Annotated in this window: 13 protein-coding genes; all 13 read left to right on the forward strand. The window is 48.3% G+C overall.

Going from position 1 to position 15,852, the window contains the following annotated elements; translation table 11 throughout:
- The first annotated feature begins 26 nt into the window (after positions 1 to 26).
- The 13 genes from lonB to MH144_RS28345 all read left to right on the forward strand — a co-directional run bounded on the left by lonB (position 27) and on the right by MH144_RS28345 (position 15,834).
- Positions 27 to 1,784 (forward strand): ATP-dependent protease LonB, encoded by a 1,758-nt coding sequence (gene lonB, locus MH144_RS28285; RefSeq protein ID WP_239305556.1) that lies wholly within the window; start codon positions 27 to 29, stop codon positions 1,782 to 1,784.
- An 87-nt stretch (positions 1,785 to 1,871) separates the two neighbouring features.
- Positions 1,872 to 4,211 carry an endopeptidase La gene (gene lon / locus MH144_RS28290; protein WP_239305557.1) on the forward strand — a complete coding sequence of 780 codons (2,340 nt, stop codon included), beginning with the start codon at positions 1,872 to 1,874 and terminating at the stop codon, positions 4,209 to 4,211.
- 161 nt (positions 4,212 to 4,372) lie between these two features.
- Positions 4,373 to 5,014 carry a ribosome biogenesis GTP-binding protein YihA/YsxC gene (gene yihA, locus MH144_RS28295; protein WP_239305588.1) on the forward strand — a complete coding sequence of 214 codons (642 nt, stop codon included), beginning with the start codon at positions 4,373 to 4,375 and terminating at the stop codon, positions 5,012 to 5,014.
- A gap of 268 nt (positions 5,015 to 5,282) precedes the next feature.
- Entirely contained in the window at positions 5,283 to 5,870 is a 588-nt protein-coding gene (locus tag MH144_RS28300) for a non-ribosomal peptide synthetase module (RefSeq protein ID WP_239305558.1), read from the forward strand.
- A 336-nt stretch (positions 5,871 to 6,206) separates the two neighbouring features.
- Positions 6,207 to 6,605: an adenosylmethionine decarboxylase gene (speD, locus tag MH144_RS28305; protein ID WP_239305559.1), complete on the forward strand. Its 399-nt coding sequence runs from the start codon at positions 6,207 to 6,209 to the stop codon at positions 6,603 to 6,605.
- 323 nt (positions 6,606 to 6,928) lie between these two features.
- Complete coding sequence (gene hemA, locus MH144_RS28310; RefSeq protein ID WP_239305560.1) at positions 6,929 to 8,317, forward strand: glutamyl-tRNA reductase; 1,389 nt, start codon at positions 6,929 to 6,931, stop codon at positions 8,315 to 8,317.
- Positions 8,318 to 8,332: 15 nt separating this feature from the next.
- A complete protein-coding gene (gene ccsA / locus MH144_RS28315; protein ID WP_481857404.1) occupies positions 8,333 to 9,160 on the forward strand; it encodes a cytochrome c biogenesis protein CcsA in 828 nt (275 codons plus the stop codon).
- 5 nt (positions 9,161 to 9,165) lie between these two features.
- Entirely contained in the window at positions 9,166 to 9,816 is a 651-nt protein-coding gene (locus MH144_RS28320) for a precorrin-2 dehydrogenase/sirohydrochlorin ferrochelatase family protein (RefSeq protein WP_239305561.1), read from the forward strand.
- Between the two features lie 2 nt (positions 9,817 to 9,818).
- The gene (gene hemC, locus MH144_RS28325; protein WP_239305562.1) at positions 9,819 to 10,775 is read left to right on the forward strand and encodes a hydroxymethylbilane synthase; all 957 of its coding nucleotides are present in this window, start codon (positions 9,819 to 9,821) and stop codon (positions 10,773 to 10,775) included.
- Positions 10,776 to 10,779: 4 nt separating this feature from the next.
- Positions 10,780 to 12,342, forward strand: coding sequence for a uroporphyrinogen-III C-methyltransferase (cobA, locus tag MH144_RS28330; RefSeq protein ID WP_239305563.1), 1,563 nt, complete (start codon positions 10,780 to 10,782; stop codon positions 12,340 to 12,342).
- A 137-nt stretch (positions 12,343 to 12,479) separates the two neighbouring features.
- Positions 12,480 to 13,481 carry a porphobilinogen synthase gene (hemB, locus tag MH144_RS28335; RefSeq protein ID WP_239305564.1) on the forward strand — a complete coding sequence of 334 codons (1,002 nt, stop codon included), beginning with the start codon at positions 12,480 to 12,482 and terminating at the stop codon, positions 13,479 to 13,481.
- Positions 13,482 to 13,627: 146 nt separating this feature from the next.
- Entirely contained in the window at positions 13,628 to 14,932 is a 1,305-nt protein-coding gene (gene hemL, locus MH144_RS28340) for a glutamate-1-semialdehyde 2,1-aminomutase (protein WP_239305565.1), read from the forward strand.
- Positions 14,929 to 15,834: an RluA family pseudouridine synthase gene (locus tag MH144_RS28345; RefSeq protein ID WP_239305566.1), complete on the forward strand. Its 906-nt coding sequence runs from the start codon at positions 14,929 to 14,931 to the stop codon at positions 15,832 to 15,834. The genes hemL and MH144_RS28345 overlap by 4 nt, the downstream gene beginning before the upstream one ends.
- Positions 15,835 to 15,852: the final 18 nt, after the last annotated feature.

The following is a 15,852-nucleotide window of genomic DNA, read 5'->3' on the forward strand; positions in this document are numbered from 1 at the left end:
TCAGAAGAACAGGAGGATGTTGAGATATGGGTGATTTAGGCATGGTCTTCATGTTGATACAGTTATTTTTTGGTGTGGTGATTGGTTTGTATTTCTGGAATTTGCTTCGGGGCCAGAAAACCAATCGCAGTGCCGTTGAGCGTGAGTCTCGCAAAGAGCTGGAGAAACTGCGTAAATTGCGTTCCATTTCACTTACGAAACCACTCGCAGAGAAGACGCGACCAGCTACCATCAATGATATCGTAGGGCAAAAAGACGGCTTGCGTGCTCTCAAGGCTGCCTTATGCAGTGCGAATCCGCAGCATGTAATCATTTATGGGCCTCCGGGGGTTGGGAAGACAGCAGCTGCTAGGGTGGTCTTGGAGGAAGCCAAAAAAAATCCATCATCACCGTTCAAACCGGATGCCAAGTTTACGGAGCTGGATGCGACAACCGCCCGTTTTGACGAACGTGGGATTGCCGATCCCTTAATTGGTTCGGTACATGATCCGATATATCAGGGAGCAGGTGCCATGGGAGTTGCGGGTATTCCTCAACCGAAACCGGGAGCTGTGACCAAAGCTCATGGGGGCATGTTGTTTATCGATGAGATCGGTGAATTGCATTCCATTCAAATGAATAAATTACTCAAAGTGCTGGAAGATCGCAAGGTCTTTTTGGAAAGTGCGTACTATAACTCGGAAGACACGCATACTCCTGCTTATATCCACGATATTTTTCAAAATGGCCTGCCGGCCGATTTCCGTCTTGTCGGAGCGACGACACGTTCGCCTCATGAACTGCCTCCAGCGCTTCGTTCGCGCTGCATGGAAGTATACTTCCGACCATTGTTGCCGGAAGAGATCGGGAAGATTGCTGAGGACGCTGTGCAGAAAATCGGCTTCAGTCCTTGTCCGGATGCCGTTGAAGTGGTCAAGCGATATGCTACGAATGGACGCGAGGCGGTGAATATTATTCAACTCGCTGCCGGACTGGCACTCACTGAAAAAAGGGAGACCCTTCAGGCCTCGGATGTCGAGTGGGTAGCAGGCAGCAGCCAAATCCAGCCGCGACCGGATCGCAAGGTGCCTCAGCAGCCACAGGTCGGTTTTGTTAATGGCTTGGCCGTATATGGTCCGAATATGGGCACCATACTTGAGATTGAAGTGTCTGCCGTGCCTGTACTCAAAGATCAGGGCCGGATCAATATTACGGGCGTTGTGGATGAGGAAGAGATTGGAGGCGGTTCGCGTACACTCCGGAGAAAAAGCATGGCTAAAGGTTCGGTTGAAAATGTGATAACCGTGTTAAAAGCCATGGGTTTACGTCCGAATGACTATGACTTGCATATCAACTTCCCGGGAGGAACACCAATTGATGGTCCATCAGCTGGCATTGCGATGGCTACGGCAATTGCCTCTGCTATTCAGGGACGTCCTGTTGATCATGAGACAGCGATGACTGGGGAGATCAGCATTCATGGCCGCGTGAAACCGATTGGCGGCGTGCTCGCCAAAGTAGAGGCTGCTTTTCAGGCGGGAGCCAAGACCGTTATTATTCCCGCCGAAAACTGGCAGTCCATTTTTGAGAATCTGGATGGATTACGCGTCATTCCGGTAGATACGGTTCAGGATGTTTTTCGTGAGGTATTTGCCTGGGTGCCTGATTCTCAGCAGGCGGAGCAATTGAAGCACGCAGATGAGCCAGCAGCACCCGCTGCAGAGATTTTCCCTCCAGCATCTGCTTCATTTTTACGTGCTGACCTGACCCGTCCGGGACAGGTTACTGATTCGGGAAGCTGCTAAGCGCTTCCCTTCAATTGGTTTTTTATGTGAACATTTGATAGAATAATGAATGACTACAACCTGAGAGCCATTGGAGGTGCGAAAGCGATGGGACCGAGCAAAACGAAAGGTCGTCGTTTTCCTTTACTGCCTTTAAGAGGACTTCTCGTCTACCCGAGTATGGTACTGCATCTCGATGTGGGCCGGGAGAAATCGGTCAAGGCTTTAGAAAAAGCGATGGTAGAAGAACATTTGATTCTCCTATGTTCCCAAGCCGAGGTAAACATTGAAGAACCAACACAAGAAGACATTTTCAGAATCGGAACCGTAGCCAAGGTCAGACAAATGCTGAAGCTTCCAAACGGAACGATTCGTGTTCTCGTGGAGGGCTTGGAACGGGCTGAAATCATTGAATATACGGACAACGAGGAATATTACGAAGTGCTGGCACAGGAACTGCCTGAAGAAGAGAACAGCCATCCGGAGACGGATGCCCTGATGCGTACGGTTCTGAACCAGTTCGAAAATTATATTAATCTGTCCAAAAAGGTAACACCCGAGACACTTGCGGCTGTGTCCGATATTGAAGAACCGGGCCGACTGGCTGATGTGATCACGAGTCACCTGTCCCTGAAAATCAAGGATAAACAGGAGATCCTGGAGACCATAGATGTTCGCGAACGTCTGGAGAAGCTTCTCGACATTCTCAATAATGAGCGGGAAGTGCTGGAGCTTGAACGCAAAATCAGCCAGCGTGTGAAGAAGCAGATGGAGAAAACCCAGAAGGAATATTATTTGCGCGAGCAAATGAAGGCGATTCAAAAAGAACTGGGTGAAAAAGAAGGCCGTGCGGGTGAGGTTGAGGAACTCCGTAACCAGATGGAGACGCTTGGTCTGCCGGACAAGGTCAAGGAGAAGGTCGAGAAAGAGATCGACCGACTGGAAAAAATGCCTGCCAGCTCCGCTGAGGGCGGGGTCATTCGCAACTATGTGGATTGGCTGCTGGCTCTCCCTTGGAGCGAGATGACAGAGGATGATCTGGATATTCAAAAAGCTGAAGATGTGCTGAATGCCGATCATTACGGTCTGGAAAAACCAAAAGAGCGTGTGCTTGAATATTTGGCAGTTCAGAAGCTTGTCAAAAAGCTTAAAGGGCCAATTCTCTGTCTGGTTGGTCCTCCCGGGGTGGGGAAAACGTCACTTGCCCGTTCGATCGCAAGATCACTGGGCCGGGAATTTGTGAGAATCTCCCTCGGTGGTGTACGGGATGAAGCGGAAATTCGTGGCCACCGTCGTACGTATGTAGGTGCCATGCCTGGGCGTATCATTCAGGGAATGAAAACGGCAGGTTCACTTAATCCCGTATTCCTGCTGGACGAGATCGATAAAATGGCATCTGACTTCCGCGGGGATCCTTCTGCAGCGCTGCTTGAGGTACTTGATCCTGAGCAGAATAGTACGTTTAGCGATCACTTTGTTGAACTGCCTTTTGACTTATCCAACGTCATGTTCGTTACGACCGCCAATACGGTGCATAATATTCCTCGTCCGCTGCTCGATCGGATGGAGATGCTCAATATTCCTGGGTATACGGAGATCGAGAAACTGCAGATTGCCAAAAACTATCTACTGCCGAAGCAGAAGCGTGATCATGGTCTGGAAGATGAACAGCTGGAGATTGGCGATGACAGCCTGCTCCGTGTTATTCGTGAATATACCCGCGAGTCTGGCGTGCGGAATCTGGAACAGCAGATGGCTTCACTGTGCCGGAAAGCGGCTAAAAATATCGTATCTGGTGCGGAAGGTCAGATCAATATCACACCGGATGAAATCAAGGACTATCTTGGACCTGGTAAGTTCCGTTACGGCATGGCCGAGCTGGAAGACCAGATTGGTACCGTAACCGGGCTTGCATGGACCGAAGTAGGTGGAGATACGCTTGTTATTGAAGTCACGGTTGTGCCTGGAACAGGAAAACTAACGTTGACTGGTAAACTGGGTGATGTCATGAAGGAATCCGCTCAGGCGGCATTCAGTTATACGCGCTCCAAAGCTGCCCAGTTAGGTATTCCGGCTGACTTCCATGAGAAGAATGATATTCACATCCATGTACCTGAGGGAGCCATTCCTAAGGATGGACCTTCTGCAGGAATTACGATGGCCACAGCTTTGATTTCTGCGTTGACAAACAAACATGTGTCGAAAGACATTGCGATGACTGGCGAGATTACGCTGCGTGGTCGCGTGCTGCCTATCGGCGGCTTGAAGGAAAAATCACTGGCAGCACATCGCGCCGGTTACAAAAAAATATTATTGCCCAAGGATAACGAACGGGACCTGCGTGACATTCCGGACAGCATCAAGGAAGATGTGGAATTTGTCCCAGTAGCCCATATGGATCAGGTGCTGCAGCATGCACTCGTGGAGCAGACAGGAATTCACCTGTAGATCCGGTTAACCAAGGGAGCGTATGAAGAATGAACCGTTCTGCGGAAGCTTCGGCGTCCGCTGGAACGGTTTTTTTGGTATGATAGAACAATGATCCAAGGCATAATACCTTCATTAGCTTCTAATGCAAGAACATGAGATCCAGAGAGGACAGATATATGATGAAAGTAAACCAATCCGAATTTATTATCAGTGCCGTTAGGCCTGAACAATATCCCGATGATGGCCTGCCGGAGATTGCATTGGCTGGACGTTCAAACGTGGGCAAATCATCTCTGATTAATCGTTTGATTAGCCGCAAGAATCTGGCACGCACAAGTTCAACACCGGGTAAAACTCAGCAACTGAACTATTATAAAATTAACCAGGATCTATACTTCGTCGATTTTCCGGGTTATGGTTACGCTAAAGTCTCCAAGGAGCAGCGCTTTGCCTGGGGTAAAATGATGGAGAAGTACCTGCTCGGACGCAAGGAATTGAAACTTGTCATGCAAATGGTGGATATGAGACATGAACCCTCCAAGGATGACAAGATGATGAATGAATGGCTTCGCCATCACGGATTGCCATTGGTAGTCGTAGCAACCAAAATGGACAAGATTCCAAAAACACGCAGAGCCAAACATATCAAAGTCATCAAGCAAGCGCTCGATCTTCGTCCAGGAGATCTGTTTGTACCGTTTTCATCCGAATTAGGATTGGGTAAAGATGAATTATGGGAGATCATCACACGCCATGCAGGTATTGGACAATATGCTTCCGATGAAACTGAACTCGAAGAGATCAGCGAAGTGAATGAATGAGCAAGAAATTGTGCCAAGTTAATGCAGAAAAGTGAGTAACCTGGCTGAATAATGAATGAATGATCGATTATATGCGTATTTTCATGGGATTTCATGTGAATTTATCGTTTTGTTCTGGAGCATATTGTTTTTGCGGTGGTGTATAATGAATATAGGTGCGTTCATGCCACAGGAACAAAAATACCGGCTTTGCCGGCCTGAAGAATTTTGAGATAACTGCCCATGAGCAGGAAGGCAAAAGAATCGGGAAAGAATTGAGGAGATTTGTATGGCTCAGCGGTTAGCCACAGAGTATGTTAAAGCCACTTTTAAATTGTCAGAACCCCAGATGCATCAGTTTTTGCGCATGTCAGACGATGGCCGGATTCATCACCGGGTTAAGGTGCTTGATAACGGTTGTCAGGAAATTGTGCTTGCAGATGTCAGTGGAGAGGAAGTTCATTTTCCTTTTGACCGTCAGGAAGGGTTTTACATCTGTGAGTTGTCTTGCCGTCTGGTAAACCATCATCTGACCAACGTTGTCCGAAAACTCTTTATGACCTTTAAGGGAGATGGTGTTGTTCATCGGATTTATGAAGAATTCACCATGACGTATGTTTATGCTCAAGGCTCTGTTCGTAAAATTGTAGAACAAAACGGGGAAAATACCCGCCTGATTTATGAATACAAAAACACATTGCTTGAATTACAGCGTCAGTTCCAGGCTCGGGATATTGAGCGTGAAATTAACCGTTTATATGCAGAGGTGGACACACTTTTAGATACTAGGATTCATACATCAGTTCCTGAAGAGCTTCGTCAGATTGATGCAAGACTTGCTCAACATCAAAAACGGCTCTTTGAACTTGAGGCTTAACGAACCTTAAGACGCCCGTTATACGACTATAAATGCTTTATCCATCCCCTTATTGATTCTGATCGCAGGCACTTGCCGGTTCAGCATCCGAAGGGGATTTTTTGTGAAAAATGCGTTCATTTAGGCTGGCAATTATTTAATTTTTTAACTGTAAAAAAAGGGTTGCATTCCTTTAAAATAGATGTTATTTTTATTCTCGTTGAAAAGAATATAGGAACCAGGATTCACTCAGGACATTATATGTTACGAGAGGTTTTTCCCTCGGGAAGTGAATGACGTAGGTCCTAGCGGATGAAATTTTCAAACATTTTATTCCTAGGAAGGGGGAACCGAAGGATGGAATATTCAACTTTCGGAAGACACGTTGCTGTTGATGTTTGGGGTGTCGACTTTGAGCTACTGAACAGTGCAGAGTATCTGGAAGCCCAACTGGTTGAAGCTGCAGAGGCATGTGGTGCGACAGTAATGTCAGTGCAATCCAAGCAGTTTGAGCCACAGGGAGCGACAGTACTTGTGCTCTTGTCAGAGAGCCATCTCTCCATTCATACGTATCCTGAGAGAGGGTTTGCGGCGATCGACTGCTACACTTGTGGTGAAACGGTAGACCCACAGCTGGCCATTGACTACCTGGTATCCGTTTTGAAACCGGAGAAAACGTACGCTAAGAAATTGGTGCGTGGATTGGGCGAACTGCAAGTCGTAACACCGACAATGCAACCCACCGAACTGGTATAACTGATGTAGATAAACATGAACAATGTTCACATATTGGGACGGAATGTAACCATCCCGAATTATAAATAGTCATGGAATTATTCCATGACTATTTGTTTTAATATTCGAAGAAATGGATTTGAACGAATAACGGAGAAGATTGGTGAGACACTACAATAAATGACAATGCATAGGATGATCTACATGGGGATTTCATAAACATTTCATAAAAATGGCCCGGTCGCGGTCGCGATGTGTGATATAATTAACCATGTCAAGCATAAATGGATGGAGATATGTAGAAAACACTTTGATTGGAAATTTATTAGGCAGGTGAACTTGCAATGCACATCGTTGTAGTTGGTTTGAATTATCGCACGGCGCCTGTAGAGGTTAGGGAACGATTCACATTTGCAGAAAAGGACTTGTCTGAAGCGCTGCAGCAGCTCAAGCTGACCAAGAGTGTATTGGAAGGTGTAATCGTAGCCACATGTAACCGTACCGAGTTGTATGTTGTGGTAGACCGTCTTCACATGTGTGGTTATTTTATTCGTACGTTTATGGAACAATGGTTTAATGTTCCGCGGGAAGAATTTACGCAACACTTATATATATATGAAGATGATCAAGCCATTCGCCATTTGTTCCGTGTCATTTGCGGGCTGGATTCAATGGTGATCGGTGAAACACAGATTCTTGGACAGGTGAAGCAGGCCTTTTTCACTGCCCAGGAAGAGAAATCAACAGGCACCTGGTTTAACATGTTGTTCAAACAGGCGGTAACTTTGGGCAAGAGAGCACATTCGGAGACTTCCATTGGAGAAAGTGCAGTCTCGGTCAGTTACGCAGCTGTTGAACTGGGGAAACGTATTTTTGGCATGTTTACGGACAAGAAGGTACTCATTCTTGGAGCGGGCAAAATGAGCGAGCTGACGGTCAAGCATCTATACGCCAATGGAGCCTCAGAGGTCATTGTAGCGAACAGGACACTTGCAAGAGCTCAGGAGCTGGCTGCCAAGTTTAGGGGAACCCCTTGCACGATGGAACAGGCTTTGGAGAGACTGAGTGAGGTTGATATTGTCATCAGTTCGACAGGTGCAGATCGATATGTTCTGGATGCTTCCGTTGTCCGTGAGAGCATGAAGCGCCGTCAATCACGTCCATTATTCCTGATCGATATTGCGGTTCCTCGGGATATTGATCCGGCCATCGGAGAGTTATCCAACGTATTCCTTTATGATATTGATGATCTGGAAGGGATCGTGGAGAGCAATCTGGAGATGCGCAAGGTGGAAGCTGCCAAAATCGAAAAAATGATTGAACTGGAGATGGAAGACTACTATCACTGGCTCAAGACATTGGGCGTTCGTCCGGTGATTCGGGCATTGCAGGAGAAAGGAGCTTCCATTCATGAAGATACGATGGAGAGTCTCTTTAATAAACTGCCTGAACTGGACGAACATCAGCGTAAGGTTATCCGTCGTTTAACCAAAAGCATCGTGAATCAAATGACGACAGATCCAATCAATCGGATCAAGGAAATGGCTGGCGGCAAGCATGGAGATGAAGCACTACGCATGTTCACCCAAATTTTTGCCTTGGAGGATGCAGTGGAGACGGCCGCAGAGAAAGTAAACCAAAGCGATGCCTCGGCCTTGGGTAAATCGGCCTCCGTTCATCTTAAAGACAACCGGCAAGACGCAGTGCCGGTCTATGCTCCGGCTAGTGTATAAGGGCGGGTGAACAGCTTGACCCTTTCTGAACAAATCTATGAAGCTCTGATCTATATGTATGCCCTGAGCCTTCTGTTCTATTTCTCGGACTGCATTCGACGGAATGCGGGGGCGAAGCGAACGGGCACAGGGTTTCTTGTTGTTGTCTGGCTGCTTCAGGTCGTTCATGTGATTTTGCGGATGTGGACCGAGGGCCACTTTCCGATCTATACAACGTTCGATTTTCTGTTTATCTTCTCGTTTAGTATCGTATTGATGTCCCTGGGGATGATACGTGTCCAGCGTTCGGAATTTGTCATCCTGCTATTGAATATCGTGGGCTTCTCGGTTACCGTACTGAATCGATTGTGGTTTACGGCTGGGGAGATATCGCTGCATAACTGGCAGACCGTTCACGGGCTGCTGATCATGCACATTACGCTGGCGAATCTGGGTTTTGCTGCCCTCACGGTAGCTTCGGTCTTCGCCCTGTTGTATCTGTTCCTGCATCGTAAATTGAAAAACAAAAAATGGAATGATGCGATGCGACGGATGCCGAGTCTTGAAGTTATTGGCAAATACATGGATGGCGCAACATTGATCGGAACACCGCTGCTTGGCGTCTCCGTGGTGCTGGCCGTTTTATCCATTGTCGCTGAGACCAGGTGGTATCTGCTTTTGGATCTAAAAGTCATTGCAACAGGTCTCGCTATTGCGATCTATATCGGTTATTTCGTTTCTAAGCAGAGAAAGCAGTTTTCCAACATCATCATGGCAAGATGGACATTGATTGGATATGGTTTTGTCATTATGAGCTTTTTATCCAATGCGTATTCAGCGTTTCATCGTTGGACAGGAGAGTGAGGACTATGGATCGCTATACGCCGTTATATGTAAATACTTCAGGCAAAACCTGCTGCGTTGTCGGGGGCGGACGTGTTGCCGAACGTAAGATTAAAGGTTTGCTTCACGCCGAAGCGCATATTAAGGTGTTTAGTCCAGAAATCACCTCGGAGCTGAAACAACTGCATCAGGATTCCCGAATTGAGTGGATAGCCCGGTCCTACCGCAAAGGTGATTTGCGGGGGGCCTTTCTCGTATATGCAGCAACGGATCACGTTGAAGTCAATGCACAAGTAGTACAGGAAGCTAACGATGCGGGCATACTGGTGAATGACGCGATGTCTTCCGAGAACAGTGCTTTCATTACCCCCAGTGTGGTCAGGCGTGGAAGATTGAGCATTGCCATCTCAACGGCTGGAGCAGGACCGGCAGCTGCTGCAGAGATTCGGTCTACACTGGAGCAGCAATTTGGCGAAGAATACGAGACGTATATTGAATTTTTACATCAGATGAGGATTCAAGTGAAGTCACGTGTATCGTCTCCGCGTGTGCGAAGCATTTTACTGCGGCGATTGACTGAAATGAATGTGCTGGAGGATATCCGTGCAGGGCAATTTCAGTGGTGGACAGAAGAAGAAATCGGGAACTGGATATCCCGTAATCAGGAGGAGCTGTAGACATGCGTACAATTAAAGTGGGAAGCAGACAAAGCGCACTGGCTTTGACACAGACAGGCCATGTAATTCAGGATTTACGCAGCATTTGTGAGCGGGAAGGTTTAGCATTTGACTTTGAAGTACATAAGATCGTTACGAAGGGAGACTTGATTCTCGATGTAACGCTATCCAAAGTCGGTGGCAAAGGACTGTTTGTCAAAGAGATCGAACAGGCCATGTTGGATCGCACCATTGATATGGCTGTGCACAGCATGAAGGATATGCCGTCCGAACTGCCGGAAGGTTTAATTAACGGCGCAGTTCCGCGCCGTGCCGATCCGCGTGATGCCCTGATCTCCAATGGAGGTCTATCTTTGGATCAATTGCCGGAAGGGGCGAGAGTGGGGACAAGCAGTCTCCGTCGTTCCAGTCAGTTAAAGGCATATCGCCCGGATCTGCAGCTCGAATCGCTGCGTGGTAACATTGACTCACGTCTTCGCAAGCTGGAGACGGAGGGCCTCGATGCTATTATTTTGGCTGCTGCAGGCTTATATCGAATGGGCTGGCAGGATCGGATTACCGAGTATCTGTCCGAAGAGGCTTGTCTTCCTGCCGTTGGCCAGGGTGCACTGGGTATTGAATGTCGTGAGGATGACGCGGAGCTGCTTCATCTGTTGAAGCTGTATAACGATCCGGAGACTGCTTCTCCCGTTTTGGCAGAACGTAAATTCCTCAGTGTATTGAATGGGGGTTGTCAGGTACCTATCGGTGCTCATGCGGTCTGGAATCGTCAGCAAGATACAGATTCCCCGAATGGGCAAAACACGTTACAATTAACGGGTATGGTTGGTACGCCGGATGGCGGACTGATTCTTAAGGAAGCTCTGACCGGAACAGATCCGGTACGTCTTGGAGAAGAAGTAGCGTGGAGATTGATTGAACGGGGAGCAGAGCAGATACTGGCAGAAGTTAGGGGATGAGGACATGGTGGGAAAGGTCTTTTTGGTAGGAGCAGGTCCAGGGGATGCTAAGCTGATAACGGTAAAAGGATGGGAGTCCATCGGCAAAGCAGATGCTGTAGTCTATGATCGCTTGGCCAGTCCAAGATTGTTAAAACAGATGAAGCCTGGCGCAGTGAAGATATACGTAGGCAAGCGGCCTGACCGTCACACGATGAAACAGGAAGAGATTAATCAGCTGCTCGTCGATCTGGCCCTTGAAGGGAAAGTGGTTGTTCGGCTGAAAGGCGGAGATCCAACGATATTTGGACGCGTCGGCGAAGAGGCAGACCTGCTGCACAAAAACGGCGTTCCTTTTGAAATCGTGCCTGGGGTTACCGCAGCCATAAGTGTGCCTGCTTATGCTGGAATACCGGTGACCCACCGCGATTATGCATCATCCATTTCCATAATTACAGGGCATGAAAGCCCGGACAAGCTGGATCGCAGCATTCATTGGGATAAAGTCACGAACGCAACGGGAACACTGGTATTTATGATGGGTGTAGCCAAGATCGGTTATATCAGTGAACAACTCATCCGTCATGGCCGTCCGGCACAGACACCAGTCGCACTGGTTCGTTGGGGAACAAGAGCTGAGCAGGATACCCTTGTGGGTACGCTTGAAAATATAGAAGCGAAGGTCATTGCTGCCAACTTCCAACCGCCTGCAGTCATTGTTGTGGGTGAGGTGGTAAACCAGCGTGAGCAATTGAAATGGGCCGAGGTACTGCCGTTGTTCGGCAAACGAATTCTGGTGACGCGCGCTCGCAGTCAGGCGAGTGAACTGGTGAACCGAATCGAAGAACTCGGTGGTGAGCCGTATGAGTTTCCGGTTATTGAAACCGTTATGCCTTCGAGTGAAACAGCTAAACAAAGTGTCAAAGATGCCTTCCGTGCGTTAAATACATTTGATTGGGTATTTTTCACGAGCGTAAACGGCGTGGAGTTTTTCTTCCGTCATCTGGAAGAGCAAGGCAAGGATATCCGGGCTATCCATCAAGCAAGAGTAGCCGCGGTCGGACCTTCAACTGCCGATGCCCTGCGTAAGCACGGTGTTATTGCGGAAGTGGTCAAAGGGCCTTTTCAGCAGGAAGGTATGCTGGAAGCATTTGAGAGTGAATTGAAAGAAGGCCAGAAAGTGCTGCTTCCGCATGGAGATCTGGCACGGTCCTGGTTGCCTGACCAGTTAAAGGAACGTGGACTTGAGGTCACGGAAGCGATCATCTATGACACCGTACTCGCAGGCGAGGATGATGATGAACTTCTGAAGCTGCTGGAAGAAGGCGGTATTCACGCGGTAACGTTCACGAGCTCTTCTACGGTTACGAACTTCATGGAGATGCTTAAACGGATGGGACTCCAAGATCCATTACCTTTGTTAAAGCATGTCGAGGTTGCTTGCATCGGACCAGTGACTGCCAAGACGGCAGAAGCAGCTGGATTAAAGGTAACACTGATGGCTGCAGAAGCAACGATCGAGAGTATGATCTCTGCGCTGTGTGAGTGGAAACGGACGCCTTCTCCAGAAGGGGCTATGCCTCGTTGAAAATACGAATTATATCGCTATTGTAATAGATTGTATCCATATACCAAAATGCAGATTGATGAAGCGTGCTGAATTCGTTAGGATACCGGCGCGCTTCCCTTTTTGCTCTACTTTACTCTAAGAGAGGATGTATCTATATGAGTTTTCCAATTGTACGACACCGTCGCTTACGTCAATCCGCAGGCATCCGCAATATGGTCAGAGAGACTCATCTGACCGTGGATGATTTTATCCAGCCCATCTATGTAACTTACGGTGAAAACGTAAAATCCGAGATTAAATCCATGCCAGGCGTATTCCGTTTCTCTCTTGACCGTCTGCAAGAAGAGGTAAAAGAGATTGCCGATCTGGGAATTCCGGCCGTATTGTTATTTGGTATTCCTGAGACGAAGGATAGTATTGGTTCTTCCGGCTTTGCTGAAGATGGTATTGTACAGGAAGCAACGAAATTGATTAAGTCCTGGTATCCCGATCTTCTGGTTGTGGCGGATACCTGCCTGTGTGAATTTACGGATCACGGACACTGCGGCATGGTGCATACCGTTGAAGTTGACGGACATATCTGCGGAGATGTTCTGAATGATGAATCCCTGGACCTGCTGGTGAAAACAGCTGTATCCCAAGCCAAAGCAGGCGCGGATATTATTGCCCCATCCAATATGATGGATGGATTCGTTCAGGCCATTCGGGCAGGACTGGATGAGAATGGATTCAGCCATATTCCAATCATGTCATACTCCGTTAAATATGCATCTGCTTTTTATGGTCCCTTCCGTGAAGCAGCGGATTCCACACCGCAGTTTGGAGATCGCAAATCGTACCAGATGGACCCGGCCAATGCCCGTGAGGCGCTGCGCGAAGCTGAAACAGATGTGCTTGAAGGAGCAGACATGCTGATGGTGAAACCATCACTTTCTTATCTGGACGTGATGCGTACAATCAAGGATCAATTTGACCTCCCGCTTGTGGCTTATAATGTAAGTGGTGAGTACGCCATGGTGAAGGCTGCAGCAATACAAGGTTGGATCGACGAGAAAAAGGTCGCCATGGAAATTCTGCTCAGCATGAAACGCGCAGGTGCGGACATGATCATTACGTACTACGGAAAAGATGCATCCCGCTGGTTGGCTGAGAAGTAAAGGTTCTGAGTTTTATACGTTTGCTCAGAGAGTCGTTACAGAATTATAAACATATACCAAGGCCCCGCACGACCCTGTAATGTCACTTGTATGGATCAGTTTTCTGTTCATATAGAAGCAGGGCCTTCATATTAAGGAGGATGTTCATGACTGCACAATCAGGAAAAAGACGCAACGATGAGCGCTCACGCAGCGCATTCGAAGAAGCCAAGCAGTACATACCTGGAGGCGTAAACAGCCCTGTTAGGGCATTCAAATCGGTAGGACTTACCCCGATCTATGCAGAACGTGGAGAAGGGTCCAAAATTTACGATATAGATGGCAATGTTTTTATTGATTATGTGGGCTCATGGGGACCGCTTATCATGGGACATGCCCATCCTGATGTCGTTGAAGCACTGCGTGAAACAGCTCTTAAAGGAACGAGCTTTGGTGCTCCAACGCTGCTGGAGACCGAGATGGCTAAACTTGTTTGCGAACGCGTACCTTCCATCGATATTGTACGGATGGTCAACTCGGGTACGGAAGCAACCATGAGTGCCATCAGGTTGGCGCGCGGTGTAACGGGCCGCAGCAAAATTTTGAAGTTTGAAGGTTCATATCATGGACATGCGGACAGCTTGCTGATCAAAGCGGGCTCTGGTGTCGCTACCCTTGGATTGCCAGACAGTCCTGGAGTTCCTGAAGGCGTCGCTACCAATACGATCACGGTACCTTACAATGATTTGGAATCAGTTAGCCTTGCCTTTGAACGTTTTGGTGAGGAACTGGCTGCTGTCATTGTCGAGCCTGTGGCTGGGAATATGGGCGTTGTACCTCCGGCAGAGGGCTTTCTTGAAGGCCTTCGCAGCCTGACGAGCCAGTACGGCAGCCTGCTTATTTTTGACGAAGTCATGACTGGTTTCCGTGTAGGCCTGAACTGTGCACAGGGTCGATACGGTGTTACGCCCGATCTGACTTGTCTCGGTAAAGTTATCGGCGGCGGCCTTCCGGTCGGAGCATATGGCGGCCGAAGGGATCTGATGGAGCAGATCGCTCCAACCGGTCCGATCTATCAAGCGGGAACACTCAGCGGTAACCCCCTGGCTATGGCAGCAGGCTATACCACCCTCAAGCTGTTGACACCGGAAGTTTATGATCGTTTGGAGACGTTGTCGGCTCGTTTGCAGGCTGGCTTCGAAAAGAATGCAGCAGAGGCGGGTATTGCAGTAACCATTAACCGCGTTGGCTCCATGGTATGTCCGTTCTTCAGCAGTATACCTGTTACCAATTACGATATAGCCAAAGAAAGCAATTTGGATCAGTTTGTTCGCTACTTTGCAGCGATGATTGATCACGGCATAAGTGTAGCACCTTCCCAATTTGAGGGCATGTTCGTCTCTGGTGTGCACACAGAGCAGGACATTGACGATACGATTGAAGCAAACCGCAAGGCTCTTCAATCTCTATGACGATCAAAAGTTGGAAACGTCGTGGAGAATGGCTTGAGCTGATGCCAGGCAAAGTCGTAACAGGCAGTTCGGACAAACAGCTTGCGGCAGAGCAGTGGCTGCTCACTGAACTTTTGTTCCCAGAAAAGCTGCTTCGTCAGCTCAAGGCAAATCACGGAATTCAACTCGCAGGGGACCGGCTTCGGCTGGCCCTTTTTGCATCTCAGCCCATTGATGTTGAACCCCGGTGGGCAGAGATTGAAGTGCTGTACGAGGATGATTTTAGTCTGGTTGTGCACAAACCCGCGGGTATGAAGCTCCATCCGGATGGAACTCGTGCCAATCATGCCATTACACTGGATCACGCTGTTGCTTCTTATTATGAGATGAACGGTATCGACACCAGCGTGCGTCATGTGCATCGCCTCGATGAAGATACAACAGGCCCTGTACTCTATGCCAAAAATGCTTTTGCTCTGGCAAAATTGGATGAGGCAATGCGCCGCAAAGAAATAGGGCGTCAGTATGTTGCCATTGCTGAAGGGCAGGTTTCTCCGGAATACAGCAAAATTGATGCGCCCATCGGTAAGGACAGGCATCATAAGCAGCGTAGACGCGTTTCCGAGAGTGGGCAGGAAGCAGTAACACATGTAGAGATTGTGGAAGTGTGGGAACATGCTACACTTGTGCGTTTGATACTGGATACAGGGCGTACACATCAGATCAGAGTGCATCTGAGTTATGCCGGACACCCGCTTGTTGGCGATCAGCTGTATGGAGGAAGAGCTGATTCAATTGGACGCCAGGCTCTTCATGGGGAAGTGTTAAGGTTTAATCATCCGCTTACGGGAGCGCTGATTGAAGTTCGGGATCCGTGGCCCTCCGATTTTGAAAAGCTGGCTCAGCGGGAACGAATAACTTAATAAAAAGGGTAGCTTTGA

This window comes from Paenibacillus sp. ACRRY, from assembly GCF_022346995.1.
In the GTDB taxonomy this organism is placed as follows: domain Bacteria; phylum Bacillota; class Bacilli; order Paenibacillales; family Paenibacillaceae; genus Paenibacillus.